The 15,119-nt window shown below is 57.9% G+C and carries 13 protein-coding genes and 1 riboswitch; of the genes, 5 read left to right on the forward strand and 8 right to left on the reverse strand.

Translation table 11 applies throughout. The features are described 5' to 3' along the window. Positions 1 to 241 precede the first annotated feature (241 nt). The 8 genes from ACQQCD_RS02770 to purU all read right to left on the reverse strand — a co-directional run bounded on the left by ACQQCD_RS02770 (position 242) and on the right by purU (position 9,705). Positions 242 to 949 (reverse strand): ABC transporter ATP-binding protein, encoded by a 708-nt coding sequence (locus ACQQCD_RS02770; protein ID WP_430266872.1) that lies wholly within the window; start codon positions 947 to 949, stop codon positions 242 to 244. Positions 950 to 951: 2 nt separating this feature from the next. Then, entirely contained in the window at positions 952 to 2,373 is a 1,422-nt protein-coding gene (locus tag ACQQCD_RS02775) for an ABC transporter permease (protein WP_430266873.1), read from the reverse strand. Positions 2,374 to 2,574: 201 nt separating this feature from the next. Next, complete coding sequence (locus ACQQCD_RS02780; protein WP_430266874.1) at positions 2,575 to 3,675, reverse strand: substrate-binding domain-containing protein; 1,101 nt, start codon at positions 3,673 to 3,675, stop codon at positions 2,575 to 2,577. A 51-nt stretch (positions 3,676 to 3,726) separates the two neighbouring features. Continuing rightward, complete coding sequence (gene mmsB / locus ACQQCD_RS02785; RefSeq protein WP_430266875.1) at positions 3,727 to 5,010, reverse strand: multiple monosaccharide ABC transporter permease; 1,284 nt, start codon at positions 5,008 to 5,010, stop codon at positions 3,727 to 3,729. A 44-nt stretch (positions 5,011 to 5,054) separates the two neighbouring features. Further along, positions 5,055 to 6,608, reverse strand: a complete 1,554-nt coding sequence (gene mmsA / locus ACQQCD_RS02790; protein ID WP_430266876.1) for a multiple monosaccharide ABC transporter ATP-binding protein — start codon at positions 6,606 to 6,608, stop codon at positions 5,055 to 5,057. Positions 6,609 to 6,835: 227 nt separating this feature from the next. After that, positions 6,836 to 8,026 (reverse strand): ROK family transcriptional regulator, encoded by a 1,191-nt coding sequence (locus ACQQCD_RS02795; protein ID WP_430266877.1) that lies wholly within the window; start codon positions 8,024 to 8,026, stop codon positions 6,836 to 6,838. 57 nt (positions 8,027 to 8,083) lie between these two features. After that, positions 8,084 to 8,602 carry a gamma carbonic anhydrase family protein gene (locus tag ACQQCD_RS02800; RefSeq protein WP_430266878.1) on the reverse strand — a complete coding sequence of 173 codons (519 nt, stop codon included), beginning with the start codon at positions 8,600 to 8,602 and terminating at the stop codon, positions 8,084 to 8,086. A 224-nt stretch (positions 8,603 to 8,826) separates the two neighbouring features. Further along, positions 8,827 to 9,705: a formyltetrahydrofolate deformylase gene (purU, locus tag ACQQCD_RS02805; protein WP_430266879.1), complete on the reverse strand. Its 879-nt coding sequence runs from the start codon at positions 9,703 to 9,705 to the stop codon at positions 8,827 to 8,829. Positions 9,706 to 9,733: 28 nt separating this feature from the next. Further along, positions 9,734 to 9,819: riboswitch (ZMP/ZTP riboswitch) on the forward strand. Between the two features lie 116 nt (positions 9,820 to 9,935). Between purU and glyA the strand changes: the two genes are divergently transcribed. From glyA to ACQQCD_RS02830, 5 genes are all read left to right on the forward strand, one after another. Then, positions 9,936 to 11,243: a serine hydroxymethyltransferase gene (glyA, locus tag ACQQCD_RS02810; RefSeq protein ID WP_430266880.1), complete on the forward strand. Its 1,308-nt coding sequence runs from the start codon at positions 9,936 to 9,938 to the stop codon at positions 11,241 to 11,243. Positions 11,244 to 11,310: 67 nt separating this feature from the next. Then, positions 11,311 to 12,204, forward strand: coding sequence for a bifunctional methylenetetrahydrofolate dehydrogenase/methenyltetrahydrofolate cyclohydrolase (locus tag ACQQCD_RS02815; protein ID WP_430266881.1), 894 nt, complete (start codon positions 11,311 to 11,313; stop codon positions 12,202 to 12,204). A 237-nt stretch (positions 12,205 to 12,441) separates the two neighbouring features. Continuing rightward, on the forward strand, positions 12,442 to 13,383 hold the full coding sequence (locus ACQQCD_RS02820; RefSeq protein ID WP_430267027.1) for an ABC transporter ATP-binding protein: 942 nt from the start codon (positions 12,442 to 12,444) through the stop codon (positions 13,381 to 13,383). After that, positions 13,376 to 14,215 carry an ABC transporter permease gene (locus tag ACQQCD_RS02825; protein WP_430266882.1) on the forward strand — a complete coding sequence of 280 codons (840 nt, stop codon included), beginning with the start codon at positions 13,376 to 13,378 and terminating at the stop codon, positions 14,213 to 14,215. Before ACQQCD_RS02820 ends, ACQQCD_RS02825 begins: the two co-directional genes overlap by 8 nt. Then, the gene (locus ACQQCD_RS02830) at positions 14,212 to 15,069 is read left to right on the forward strand and encodes an ABC transporter permease (protein ID WP_430266883.1); all 858 of its coding nucleotides are present in this window, start codon (positions 14,212 to 14,214) and stop codon (positions 15,067 to 15,069) included. The genes ACQQCD_RS02825 and ACQQCD_RS02830 overlap by 4 nt, the downstream gene beginning before the upstream one ends. Positions 15,070 to 15,119 lie beyond the last annotated feature (50 nt).

Genomic DNA, 15,119 nt, shown 5'->3' on the forward strand with positions numbered 1-15,119 from the left:
CCCATCACGTCAGATCAACTGCATACCGAAGATTTTGATACTAGGTACATGCTGACTTCAACGTCCTGCACGGAGCGTGTTTGTGGGGAGAAAACGGATGGAGTTGGGAAGAGATGTCAACGGCGAGTAGTTTTTCCGGTGGCCACAATGGTGGGCGTGATGCTCGCTGCAGCAGTGCTGGTTGGCGCCATTGCTGGCGCCATCCCAGCACTGGTAGCAGCCCGAGTTACACTTATTGACGCTATTCGGTTCTGACGCCAGCCAAAGTTTTAGCGCCGGCTTCCTCGGTCAAACGGCCCTGGTGCAAACGGAAACGGCGTTCCGTTTTCGCAGCCAAGGCACGGTCGTGAGTGACCACCAAGATGGTGGTGTTGTTCTCCCGGCACAACTGCTGGAGCAACTCAATGATGTGCTCACCGGTCTGCTCATCCAAGTTTCCGGTGGGCTCATCGGCCAAGATGAGCTTCGGTTCGTTGGCCAGCGCCCGGGCAATTGCCACACGCTGCTGCTCGCCACCAGAAAGCCGGTTCGCTTTACGGACGTGCTTTTCAGGATCCAACTGGACCCGTTCCAACAGCTCGGCAGCGCGGGCACGGCGGGTAGCTTTAGGGACACCGGCGAACTCCATCGGCAGCATCACGTTGTCCAGGGCGCTGAGGTTCGGTACCAAGTTGAACTGTTGGAACACAAAGCCAATGTCCCGGCGTCGGTATTGCGTGAGTTTGGAATCTGGCATGTTCGCGAGCGAAACCGAGTCCACCACTACGTCACCTGAGGTGGGCTTATCCAGCGCACCGAGGAGGGACAATAGGGTTGACTTGCCGCTACCGCTTTTGCCCACAATTGAGGCAAGCTGGCCGCGTTCAAGGCTGAAACTTACGCCGTTGACAGGCTTGATGGTGTGGTCCCCGGATTTGAAGGAACGGACCAGGTCTTTGACTTCAATCATGATTATTCTCCTCGCAGAACTTCAATGGGGCGCACACGTGCGGTGAGCAGAGCAGGGACAAGGGCACCGATCACTGCCACAGCGAACACAGCCAAAATGCCGGCGGCAATGACGCCGGGGGAAGCGCTCGCAGTTACCGAGGTCAACAACTGGTTGGCGCCACCGAAGGGGCCGCCCGCGCCACCACCGAACCCGCCACGGCCGCCGGGACCAGTCTGGGTTGAAGTGGCAGTGTTGGAGCTAATCAACGCCGAAGCAATCGGCCCACTAGCCAAGGCCGCAATCACCGCGCCCAGCACTGATCCCATAGCCACCAGGACCAAGGATTCGAGCACAAACTGAATGCCGATGGTGCGGTTCGGTGCACCAATGGCCTTGAGCACACCAATCTCCTTGCGGCGTTCGCGCACCAGCATCACCATAATCAGCAGAACAATCAGGCCGGCCGTGGCCAAGGACGCAATAAACGCAATCAGCGAGATATTTTTGACCGAATCAAGGGAAGAAACGGCTGTTTCCAAGTTCCGTTGCCCCTGGGTTACATCGGCCTTATCGGTACCCAATGCCGACTGAAGGGCAGTCTTGGCTGAGTCAACGTTTGCCATGCTGTTGACCGTAACGATCATCGATGACAGTTCGCCGGTAGCGCTGTTAAGCGTTTGGGCTTCTGGAAGGGTGAGGTACAGGGCGTTGTTACCAAAGGTGGTTCCGGCGTCGAACAATCCAGCGACCGTGTACTTTTTGGTGCCAATGGTAAAGGTGGAGCCAACCTTCAGGTTGTTCTTCTCAGCCAGAGTGGTACCCAGAATTGCTTTGGTAGATGCCACTGAGTAGTCGCCTAGACCGGTGCCCGAGGTGATGTTTAGGGCCTTGCCAGTGCTATCAACTTCGGCGCCCACACCCGTTGCGGTGATGGGAAGGCTAAACGTCCGGGCCGGAGTGCTGCTGGAGGAATTCGTAGACGAATTCCCGGAAGAGCTGTTGTTGCGGTTGCCTAAGGTGCCAGCATCAACGGCAGCCGTCAGTGACGTGGTCAATTGGGTGCTGGTGTCCCCACCCGGGCCAGCCGGGCCGCCCTGGTTGGTTCCCTGAGCTGAAGTCTGTGCAGCTGCCTCTGTAGCGTTTCGCAAACGCAGGGACTGGGTTCCGACGACGGAGGTTACGTTCTCAACCGACGCTGCGGTTTTCAGCTGAGCGGCTGTCAGCGGCTCGCCACCGCCTTCAAATCCTTGCCCACCGGCGGGATTAACTGTTAGGACTGTGCCAACTGAGGCGTTGAGGTCAGCCACCTTGCTGCCCACCGCCTGGTTGGCTACCAGCATGGACAAAGCCAAACCAATCGCTACGGCTAAAACGGCGACGACGGCCGCCGTCCGGATCTTATTTCGGAAGGCATTGCCTACACTTCGGGCAAGGACGCTCACAGTTCTCCTCAGATCATGGCCGGGCTTTGGAGCCGGCCGCTAACTTAGGTTCGTCCTCGGTGCTGTGGGGTAGGCCGGGAGAAGCTATGAGAGAGCTGTGAAAGAGCGGAGACAAATGCGGCGGGCCAAGAAAAAACAGCACCCCGGTTCCGAAGAACCGGGGTGCTGCTACTGCTAGTTATTGCTTGTGAAACGTCTTACTTACTTGGTGATCGGGCCAAGAACCGGATCGTTGGTGTAAGCAGTCTTGACGTTTTCCTTGGTCACGATGACCGGCTCCAAGAGGAATGCCGGAACGGTCTTGACCTTGTTGTTGTAGGACTTGTCGTCGTTGATCTCAGGGGTCTTGCCAGCCTGCAAGTCCTTCACCATGGTGATGGCGTGCTCAACGAGCTTGTTGGTGTCCTTGTTGATGGTGGAGTACTGCTCGCCAGCCATGATGGACTTGACGGACTCAACCTCGGAGTCCTGACCGGTGACAACCGGCAAGGGCTTGCCGGCAGCCTTGACAGAGGTCAAGACAGCGCGTGCCAAGGTGTCGTTCGGGGACAGTACGCCGTCCAAGGAAGCGGAACCGTAGGTGCCGGAAATCAAGGTGTCCATACGCTTCTGAGCGTTCTCTGCCTTCCAGCCCTGGGTTACAGCCTGCTCGAAGGTCTTCTGGCCTGAAGCCACCTTCAAAGTGCCGTCGTCGATCTTCGGCTGGAGAACCTTCATGGCGCCGTCAAAGAAGACCTTGGCGTTAGCGTCATCGGGAGAGCCAGCGAAGAGCTCAACGTTGTACGGGCCGGATGCCTTCTTAGCCTTGAGCCCGTCCAAAAGCGCCTGGCCCTGGAGTTCACCAACCTTGAAGTTGTCGTATGCCACGTAGTAATCAACGTCAGCGGTGTTCAAGAGCAAACGGTCGTAAGCAATGATGGTTGCTCCGGCGTCCTTAGCCTGCTTGAGCTGGGTGCCCAGCTGAGCGCCGTCAATAGCACCAACAATGATGACCTTGGCGCCCTTGGTGATCATGGCGCTGATCTGGTTCTGCTGCTCAGACACGCCACCGTTGGCGAACTGAACATCAGCTTTGAAGCCAGCGCTGGTCAGACCATCGTTGAACAGCTTCTCGGCCAGAACCCAGTTTTCACTGGTCTTCTGGGGAAGCGCGACGCCGATCGAGGCGTTTTTGTCGAAGCCAGCAGCAGCGCTGCTGGAACCGTTGGTGGTGCCGGTTTCGGCGCGACCGCAGGCCGTCAGCGCCAGTGCTGCAATAGCGGCGATTGCCGCTGCCTTTCCTGCTTTTCCAATCATTCGCATGGTGGATCACTTTCTTGTTGGGTGGGAGCGAGTCCCGGGGTTGAGTAGCTCTTAGGCTTCTTTGGAGATGGTCTCTTTGGTACTGCTGGCCTCGGCCGCGGGGACCGTAGGCTCAGTTGAAGGATTTGAACGGTTGAAAGCGTTCATCATCATGCCGATCAGGGACTTTTTGCCCTGCATCTTGTTGTAGACGTCGAAGGCAACGGCTGCGAGGAGCACCAGACCCTTGATGATTTGGGTCATGTCAGCACCAACACCCATGAGCTGGAGGCCGTTGTTGAGGACTGCCATGACCAAACCACCGATGATCGAGCCGATAACAGTTCCAACACCGCCGGTCACTGCTGCGCCACCAATAAACACGGCTGCGATGGCGTCCAATTCCCAGCCCACGCCGTCGAACGGGCCCGAAGCGGTGGAACGTGCCACGAAGATCATGCCGGCCAGGCCAGCCAAGATGGACATGTTCATCATGACCAAGAAGTTGACCTTCTTGGACTGAACACCGGAAAGCTCGGCTGCATGGCGGTTACCACCCACGGCGTAGATGTGACGGCCCACAACGGTTTTGGAGGAGATAAAGCCGTAGATGACCACCAGGATTGCCAAGATCAAGCCAGGGATCGGGAAGGAGGTGCCGGGGCGGCCGGTAGCGAACAAGTAGGTGGCGTAGAGGACCGCGGCGGAGATGAGCACCAGTTTGGTGACCATTACCCACGTCTCCGGGACCTCAGCGCCCAGTGCCAATGCCGTGCGACGACGGCGCAATTCGCTGACAATGACAAAGGCAACGCCGGCCAAACCGATGAGCAGGGTCAAGTTGTTGTACCCGGTGTCCGGGCCGATTTCAGGCAAGTAGCCTGAGCCAATGTACTGGAAGTTTTGGTCCACAGGGATGGTGTTGGACTTACCCACGAATTGGTTGAAACCGCGGAAAAGCAACATACCGGCTAGCGTGACAATAAACGCAGGGATGCCCACGTAGGCGGTCCAGAACCCTTGCCATGCACCGATCAAGGCGCCTAGCAAAAGACCGAAAATGATGCCGGCCCAGGCGGGTAGTCCCCAGTCACGCATGGCGAGTGCCACAGCCACACCAACAAAGGCGGCTACTGAACCCACGGAGAGGTCAATGTGCCCGGCAATAATAACCAGCACCATTCCAATGGCCAGGATCAGCACGTAGGAGTTGCCGTTTAAGAGGTTGATGACGTTGCCCGAGGTCAGCGTGCGCTGGTCGGTGAAGATCTGGAAGAAAACGATCAAAGCCACGAGGGCGAAGATCATGCCGAATTGGCGGGTATTACCACCAAAGAGCTTCTTGAGGGCGTTCATTTTTTGTCCTTGATTCTGGAAGGTTCTGGAGTGTTCCAGAGGAATTAGGCGGCTTTTCGGGTTGCGGAGGTCATAAGTTTCATGAGCGATTCTTGGCTTGCTTCGTCTTTGTTCAGCACACCGGTAATGGCACCTTCAAAGATCGTGTAAATCCGGTCTGAGAGGCCCAGTAGTTCAGGCAGTTCCGAGGAAATGACAATCACGCCTTTGCCTTGGTCTGCGAGGGCCTGGATGATGCCGTAGATCTCATACTTGGCGCCAACATCAATACCGCGGGTGGGCTCGTCCAGGATCAGCAGTTCAGGATCCGTGAACATCCACTTGGCCAAAACCACTTTTTGCTGGTTGCCACCGGAGAGTTTGGCAACGCCTTCTTCAACGGAAGGAGTTTTGGTGCGCAATGACTTGCGGTAGTCCTCGGCAACGGTGAACTCTTCATCAGTGTTCACCACAACGCCGTGGGTGATCTTCTTCAGATTCGCTGACACAGTGGTGGTTTTGATGTCATCGAGAAGGTTCAACCCTAGGGTTTTGCGGTCTTCGGTGACATAACCCAAACCGGCATTGATGGCCTGGCGAACGTTTTTGAGCGTCAGTTCTTTGCCGTTTTTGTAAATCTGTCCAGAGACGAAGTGACCGTATGAGCGGCCAAATACCGAACGTGCAAGTTCGGTTCGTCCTGCGCCCATCAGCCCGGCGAAACCAACAATCTCTCCCCGGCGGACAAAGAAGCTTTCATCTTTGCAGACCATCCGGTCCGCGATTTGAGGGTGGCGGACGTTCCAGTTCTTCACTTCAAAGAACACCTCACCAATTTTGGGAGTGTGGTCTGGGAAGCGAGACTCGAGCGTGCGGCCCACCATGCCCTTGATGATGCGGTCCTCGTCAACGCCGTCTGCCTTCACATCGAGCGTCTCGATGGACTTCCCGTCACGAATGATGGTGATGGAATCGGCGATCTGCTCAATTTCGTTGAGCTTGTGGGAAATGATGATTGAGGTGATGCCGCGACCCTTCAAACCCAAGATCAGGTCAAGCAGGTGCTGCGAGTCAGATTCGTTCAGTGCAGCCGTGGGTTCGTCAAGAATTAGCAACTTAACTGACTTGTTCAGGGCCTTGGCAATCTCAACCAATTGCTGCTTGCCCACGCCAATTTCCTTGATGGGGGTGTCAGGATCATCGCGCAAACCAACACGTGCCAAAAGGTCCAAAGAGCGGCGCCGGGCCTCGACCCAGTCGATGATGCCGAACTTGGTGGGTTCGTTGCCGAGGAAGATGTTCTCCATGATGGAGAGTTCCGGGATCAGGGCGAGTTCTTGGTGGATGATCACAATGCCGGCGTGTTCGCTGGCCCGAATGTCGCGGAACTGCTGAACTTCGCTCTGGAAGACGATGTCGCCGTCGTAGGAACCGTAGGGGTATACGCCGGAGAGGACTTTCATCAGGGTTGATTTGCCGGCGCCGTTTTCGCCACAGATTGCGTGAATCTCGCCTGCGCGTACGGTCAGTGAAACATCGGCAAGAGCCTTTACCCCCGGGAACTCCTTGGTGATGGAGCGCATCTGAAGGATGACTGGTTCGTGCTCGCGTGGACTCATAGGTGTCTTCGCCTCCGGGGTGACTTCGTTGTCGCCCTGGCTACTGCCGATTTATCGTCAGTGAAACACAAGGCTGTCTGCTCAAAAAGTAAACTAGCTCACATGCCTTGCCGTCAAGTCTTTAACGCAAGACGAACGTAACGGTATGGACACGGAATGTTTTGTGGCGCCGTCGTACGGGGATTTTTCGTGTCAAAAGTGTGACCGAAAGCTTGCCCAGAACGCTGTTACGGCCGCGCGATTTCTGCGGTTTGAAACACCAAAGCGGCAGCACCCAAAGCCTCAGCCCGCTCACCGAGCGAGGACATGGTGACCCGGGTCGAATCACCCACTACCGGGACTGCGTGCCTGATCAAACCGCGGCGAATTGGTTCAAGAAGCAGGTCGCCTAGGCCTGCCAAGGGACCGCCCACCACAATCACTTCTGGGTTGATCAGGTTGGCTACATTGCCCAGAGCTCGCCCCACGGCAAGGCCAGCATCATCGATCACCCGCAATGTTGCGGAGTCGCGTTCTAGAGCCTTTGTCACAATGTCCTCAGGGCTAATTTGGCCATGGTGCCCGCGTCCCAAGAGCTCAATCATGATGGTGGTGGAGGCAATGGTTTCAAGGCAACCGCGATTGCCGCAGCGGCAAATAATTCCGTGCTCATTGATGGTGGCATGGCCAATTTCGCCAGTGATTCCTACGTTGCCGTAGTAAGGGAATCCGTTCAAAATCAGCCCGGCACCAATACCGGAACCGATCTTGATAAACATCAGGTTTTCTACCCCGGTGTGGGGGCCCCATGTGACCTCGGAGAGTGCACCCAGGTTCGCGTCATTATCAACAATGACGGGGAATTTGAGGGTCTCTTCAAGGTGCTGAAGGATGTTGATCCCTACCCATTCGGGCAAGATGGCGCCTTGGGCAACGGTCCCGGTGCGCCGATCAATCGGACCTGGAATGCCAACACCTACTCCAACCACGTTTTCGCGCTGGGTGCCGGTTTTCTCAAGAAGCTTGTCCAGCAGTTTCACTGCTGCTTCGATGCCTAAGTCGGCACTGTGTCCTAGGGGGAGTGCCACTGCTTCTTCAGCCACAACGTGATATCCCAAGGATGCCAGTACTACGCGAATGTGCCGGCGGCCAAAATCGATCCCCATGGCTACGGCACCGTTGGAATTCAAGCGCACGTTCAGGGCCCGGCGGCCGGATGAAGTGACTGGCTCGGTGGCAACGAGGCCACCGGCCTGCATCACCTTCACAATGTTGGAAACAGTCGCCGTGGAGAGTCCGGTTTGGCGGGCCAGCTCAGCTTGGGTTGCGGGCCCGGAAGTGAGCGTTTGGATGATGCGCTGTTGGTTCTGTTTGCGAAGCGCCGACTGCGAGCCGGGGTTCTTGGTTCTGCTCGTCGTTGAGCGCGGAGTGGCTGGCATGCAATGAAGCTTGCCTCAATTGTCAATTGCAGTCAAGAAGTTAACGCAACGCGACGACTAGCCGTGAACTAGTTTGTGACCTGCGGCAAGCTCCAGATAGTGTGCCGCATTCTGTTGTACGCCGTCGAACTCTTCATCACTGAGTTGGCGGCGAACCTTTGCCGGGACGCCGGCCACCAGGGATCGTGGCGGAACAATTGTTCCCTCCAGAACCACGGCCCCCGCAGCGATCAGCGAGCCGGCGCCGATGACTGCGCCGTTCATAATCGTGGCGCTCATTCCAATCAGGCAATCGTCCTCAACCGTGCAGCCATGAACTACCGCGCTGTGGCCTACGGATACCCGGTTACCCACAGTGCAGGGGTATCCGGGGTCCGCGTGGAGCACTACGTTGTCTTGAAGATTGGTGCCCTCGCCTACGGAAATGGGGGCGGTATCGGCCCGGACTGACACGCCATAAAAGGCGCTCGCGTTTTCCGCGAGGCGCGCCTGACCAATGATCGAGGCGGTGGGTGCAACAAAAGCGGAAGCGTGAACTTCGGGGGATTGCCCGGCAAAATCGTAGATCGGAGACATGCCTTCACCCTACCCAAGTAGCTGGCCGTTGTGACTGAACGTGCGCAGCATCCTTCCAGCCCAGTTGCTCGCCGTCCTGCCCACCGAGATTCGCCAAACCCCCTAGAACACGCGGAACTTTGGCCCCACGTTTCAGAAATTCTCCGAGCAACTGGGCTGGAAGGCTTCACACGGACGCAGGAGCTCGCTTGAGCAATAGAAAAAGAACGTACGACGCCGAGACTTTAGTTAAAGACCACGGTTCGGTTGCCGTCGAGCAACACACGGTGTTCGGCATGCCACTGCACGGCAGTCGCCAAGGTGCGGCCTTCAACGTCACGGCCCAGCTGAACAAACTGCTCGGCGGTGCGGGAGTGATCCACACGGATCACTTCTTGCTCGATGATGGGACCCTCATCCAGATTCGCCGTGACGTAGTGTGCTGTTGCCCCAATGAGCTTCACGCCCCGAGCATGCGCCTGGTGGTACGGCTTGGCGCCCTTAAACGAGGGCAAGAATGAGTGGTGAATGTTGATGGCCCGGCCCTCAAGGTCCCGGCACAAACTGTCCGAAAGTACCTGCATGTAGCGGGCCAATACAGTGAGCTCCGCGCCGGTCTGGGCGATGATCTCGCGCAAACGGTCTTCGGCGGCAGGCTTAGTCTCAGCGGTCACCGGAACATGGTGGAAAGGGATCCCGTAGAAGTCGGCCAAGGGTGCCAAATCCTGGTGGTTGGAAACAATGGCCACCACGTCGATGGGCAAAGTTCCAGAGCGGTGCAAAAAGAGCAGATCGTTGAGGCAGTGTGCTGCTTTAGACGCCAAGATCACTGTTGGCACCTTCGCCCCGGCAACGTACAAGCCCCAGTGCATCTGGAAAGACTCAGCCACGGGCGTTAGTTCAGCGCGCAACGCCGCTTCACCAGCCGCCGTCGTTACCTCCACACGCATAAAAAAGGTTCCAGTGGTGGGGCTACCGTATTGCTGAGAGTCCGTAATATTGCAGCCGGCTTGGAGCAGTGCTCCAGAGACAGCATGGACAATGCCGGGCTGATCCGGGCAGGACAAGCTCAGGGTAAAGGACTCGGAGGCCGTATTCGGCGAAAGGGTTGTCTGCAAACTCACTGCCCCAGAATACCGCCGTACAGTAGACTTGCTTTGTCGCGACTGGCGTTGGGTGGGTCACCACCAGGGAGCGGCAACGTTGAAGACCACGGATCGTCCGCCTGGGCCGAGGGTCATGTATTCCGTTGCATTTGCTTCGCGTAACTATGCCGACTTGGCGTGGTTAACGCTGGTGAACAGCCGGTAGCCTGACCTATAGCAGTACCTTTTCGCCTAGCCAGGAGTTCTTTGTGACTACAAATTCCGCCAGTGCCCCCACGTCCGCTTTTGTGAGCAACCAGCCGCTCGCTGAACTGGATCCCGAGATCGCCGCAGTCCTCCAACAAGAACTTGGTCGCCAGCGTGGCACCTTGGAAATGATCGCCTCGGAGAACTTTGCACCGCGCGCCGTGATGGAAGCTCAGGGCTCGGTCCTGACCAACAAGTACGCTGAGGGCTACCCGGGCAAGCGCTACTACGGTGGCTGCGAGTACGTTGACGTTGCAGAGCAGCTCGCGATCGACCGCGTAAAGTCCCTTTTTGGAGCCGAGTACGCCAACGTTCAGCCGCACTCCGGTGCCCAGGCCAACGCTGCAGCGCTCTCCGCCATGATCAACCCGGGCGACAAGCTCTTGGGCCTGTCCTTGGCTCACGGTGGTCACTTGACCCACGGCATGAAGCTGAACTTCTCCGGGAAGCTGTACCAGGTTGCCGCGTACCAGGTGGAAGAAGATTCCTTCCGCGTGGACATGGACAAACTCCGCGAGCAGGCCATTGCTGAGAAGCCGCAGGTCATCATAGCCGGTTGGTCCGCTTACCCCCGTCACTTGGACTTTGAGGCATTCCGGTCCATCGCCGATGAAGTTGGCGCACTGCTCTGGACGGACATGGCGCACTTCGCTGGTCTGGTTGCTGCAGGTCTGCACCCGAGCCCCGTCCCGCACTCTGACATTGTGACCTCCACCGTTCACAAGACGCTTTCTGGTCCTCGTTCGGGTGTGATTCTGGCCAAGGAGCAGTTCGGCAAGAAGATCAACTCCAACGTTTTCCCCGGTCAGCAGGGTGGCCCGCTCATGCACGTGATCGCGGCCAAGGCTGTTGCGTTCAAGATTGCAGCCGGCGAAGAATTCAAGGAGCGTCAGGAGCGTGTCCTCGAAGGCGCCAAGATCATTGCAGACCGCCTGAACCAGTCCGATCTTGCCGATGCTGGCGTTTCGGTTCTGACCGGCGGCACTGACGTTCACTTGGTTCTGGTTGACCTGCGTAACTCGCAGCTTGATGGCCAGCAAGCTGAGGACCTCCTGCACTCTGTGGGCATCACCGTGAACCGCAACGCTGTTCCCTTTGATCCTCGCCCGCCGATGGTCACCTCGGGTCTGCGTATTGGTACGCCGGCTCTGGCTACTCGCGGTTTCGGTGCCAAGGAATTCACTGAGGTTGCCGAGATTATTGCTGCGGCTCTCAAGGCAGGCAAGGGTGCCGATGTCCAGGCGCTTCAGGCTCGCGTAGACAAGCTCGCTGCTGACTTCCCGCTGTACCCGCAGCACGAGCAGTGGTAACCGTTCAGCTCCGCTAGCCAGAGTGAACCAGCAAGAGTGAATTAGCCACATTGAAGGAGTCACTACAGTGACAACAAATACCGCACGCGTCCTTGATGGCCGGGCCACCGCCGCGGCCATCAAGGCGGAACTGACAGAACGTGTCAGCGCGCTCAAAGCCCAGGGCATCACGCCGGGCATCGCCACTGTGCTGGTTGGCGCCGATCCGGCGTCCCAGTTGTACGTGGGGATGAAGCACAAGCAGTCCGAGGCGATTGGGATGAACTCGATTCAACGCGAACTGCCCGCCGATGCCACCCAGGCTGAGGTTGAAGCCTTGCTGGACGAGCTTAACGCGGATCCCACGTGCCACGGCTACATTGTCCAGTTGCCGCTTCCAAAGCACTTGAACACTGACGCCATTCTGGAACGTATTGATCCGGCCAAGGATGCTGATGGGTTGCACCCCACCAACCTTGGACGCTTGGTGCTGAACATCAACGGTCCCATCGATACGCCGCTTCCGTGCACACCCCGCGGCGTCATTGAGCTGCTCTTGCGCAACGACTATGACCTCAAAGGCAAGCACGTTGTGGTGGTGGGTCGCGGTGTGACCATTGGACGTTCCATCCCGTTGTTGCTGACCCGCCGTGAAATCAACGCCACGGTGACGCTGACCCACACTGGGACTGAGGACCTGGGGCAGTTCTTGCGCCAAGCGGACGTGATTGTTGCAGCCGCCGGCGTAAAGCACATTGTCAAAGCCGAGGACGTTAAGCCCGGAGCTGCTGTGCTCGATGTTGGTGTCACTCGCGAGGACGATCCGGAAACGGGCAAGTCCAAGGTCTACGGCGACGTGCACCCGGACGTGGCAAACGTTGCAGGTTTCCTCTCACCGAACCCCGGTGGTGTGGGACCCATGACGGTTGCTCTGCTGATGATGAACGTAGTTGAGGCGGCCGAACGAAGCGTGCGAGCTTAGAGCCCGTACTGACCAAGACGGTTTGCCATCTCACAAGGGGCGCGGAAGATCCACAGGAGCTTCCGCGCCCCTTGTGTCTCCGGCGAAAGTGTTTTGGGGGGAACTTGTATGAAACCAACCCAAATCCCACTCTGCGTTGTGCAATACCTCTTTCACGTATCCCATCACTGAACTAGTCTGCTAAGGGTGCAAAACAAAACCACTCGCCCCACCCCTGAATCAGAGCGTGAAGCAAAACTGTGTGAGCCGTCGCACCACAAGGTTGTGATCTCCGCCCACAACCTTGTGAAAAAGTACGGCGACTTCGCGGCCGTGGATGGCATCTCTTTTGACGTCCCGGCGGGGGAGTCTTTTGGCCTCTTGGGCCCCAATGGTGCCGGAAAATCCACCACCATGCGGATGATCGGTGGGGTTTCGCAGCGCACCTCCGGAACGCTGACTATCATGGGCCTGGACCCGGAACAGCACGGCCCGCAGGTCAGGGCGCACCTCGGTGTAGTCCCGCAGCAGGACAACCTGGACGAGGAGCTCAAAGTCCGGGACAACTTGATCGTTTATGGCCGCTATTTTGGTTTGCCCATGAGCTATCTACGCCCCAAAGCGGACGAGCTTCTCGAGTTTGCCCAGCTAACGGACAAAGCCAATGCTCGCGTGGATGACCTTTCGGGCGGGATGAAGCGCCGCCTGACTATTGCGCGCTCGCTGGTCAACAACCCCCGGATTCTCCTGTTGGATGAGCCCACCACCGGCTTGGATCCGCAGGCCCGCCACATTCTCTGGGACCGACTTTTCCGGCTCAAGGAAGCTGGCACCACGCTCATTTTGACCACGCATTACATGGACGAGGCCGAGCAGCTTTGCGACCGGCTCATTGTGGTGGACAAGGGCCAGATTATGGCCGAGGGTTCGCCCGCTCAGCTCATCAAGGACTACTCCACTCGCGAGGTCCTCGAGCTGCGCTTCGGTTCCGATCGCAATGCCACGGTGGCCACGGAGCTGGCTGGCATTGGCGAGCGTACGGAAACGCTACCGGACCGGGTTTTGATTTACGCGAACGACGGCGAGACCGCACTTGAGCAGGTCACAGCTCGCGGATTGCGCCCCGTCACCTCGCTCATCCGCCGTTCGAGCCTTGAGGACGTTTTCCTCCGGCTCACCGGAAGGAGCCTCGTTGACTAACAACACCTCCCTCCCGGTCCCGCTGACCCCGGCGGAATCAGCGGAGAAGGCCATCAAGTTTGGCTCATGGTTTTACGCCGAACACGCGTTAAAGGTGATGGGCCGGTACTTCTGGTCCATCCTCGCCTACAGTGTGGGCTCCCCGTTGGCTTACCTCTTTGCCATGGGCGTTGGTATGGCCTCTCTGATCAATTCCAACGGCCGCGGCGACTTCGGCGGGGTGGATTACCTGACGTTCCTAGCGCCGGCATTGGTGGCCTCAACGGCGCTGATGTCCGCCACGGGGGAGTACATGTTCCCTGTGATGGGCGGCTTCAAATGGCGTAGGTATTTCTACGGACCGCACGCCTCGCCGCTGACTCCGGAGCAGATCGCACAAGGGCACATCATCGCTGTCACGCTGCGCATTTTGGGCCCCACAGCAATCTACTTTTTGATTGTGGTGCTCTTTGGCGCCGCTCCGGGGCCGTGGGGCTGGGTCAGTATTTTCACCGCCACCTTGTGTTCGCTCTCCTTTGGCCTGCCCCTGATGGCCTACGTGAGCACCCTCGAACAGGACAAGGGCCAGTTCGCCATTGTCCAGCGCTTTATTGTCACGCCTTTGTTTTTGTTCTCGGGCACCTTCTTCCCACTAACCACCTTGCCGTGGTTTTTGCAGTGGATCGGTTGGATCTCACCGTTGTGGCACGCCACAGAACTGGGGCGGGTCCTGAGCTACGGCTATAACGAACCGGGCTGGTTGAGCGTAATCCACGTGGTCTACATGTTCGCCACCGCCGCCCTCGGCTGGTTCCTCACACGCCGCTTCTTCAACCGCAGGATGGGCAAATGAGCACCTCATTCGGCACTGGACCGGCCAGCGAAACCCTGCCTGACGCCGTCGCACTTGTCCCTGGCAACCGGCCGTTCGCGGCTCTCTATTCGGGTAAAGCCCACACCGTTATTGCGCGCGGGCTCCTCGCCACCAAAAGCACCAACTGGATGGTGATGCTGAGCGGGTTTTTTGAACCGGTCCTGTACTTGCTTTCGATGGGTGTGGGCCTGGGCGCGCTGGTTGGTACGGTAACCGGTCCGGACGGGCAACCGATGAGCTACGCGGCGTTTATTGCCCCGGCACTGCTGGCGACCTCGGCCATGAATGGTGCGGTGTACGACTCCACATGGAACGTCTTTTTCAAGATGAACTTCGCCAAGCTCTACCAAGGCATGCTCTACACCTCGCTAGGCCCGCTGGATGTGGCACTCGGCGAGATTTTCCTGGCCTTGCTGCGCGGATTTATGTACGCCACCGGGTTCACCGCAGTAATGGGTGCCATGGGCCTGATCACTTCGTGGTGGGGGCTGCTGATGGTCCCGGCGTCGGTGCTGATTGCCTTCGGGTTCGCAAGTTTCGGCATGGGCATCACCTCCTTTATGAAGACCTTTCAGCAAATGGACTGGATCAACTTTGTGATGATGCCGATGTTCCTTTTCTCCGCCACGTTCTACCCCCTCAGCGTGTACCCGCCCGCCATCCAGTGGCTCATCCAAGCCATGCCGCTCTGGCACGGCGTTGAACTGTTGCGCGAGCTAAGCGTGGGCATGTTCACACCGGGGACTTGGCTGCACATTTTCTACTACGTGGCCATGATTGTGCTCGGCCTAGTCCTGACCACTGGCCGCCTGCGAAAATTATTCTTGAGCTAGCTGAGTTTCGCCCCCGGTGAAGAGTGCCCATACGCCCATTGCCATAAGGG

Origin of the sequence: Pseudarthrobacter sp. J1763, from assembly GCF_050490295.1 — a bacterium.
In the GTDB taxonomy this organism is placed as follows: Bacteria; Actinomycetota; Actinomycetes; order Actinomycetales; family Micrococcaceae; genus JBNPEO01.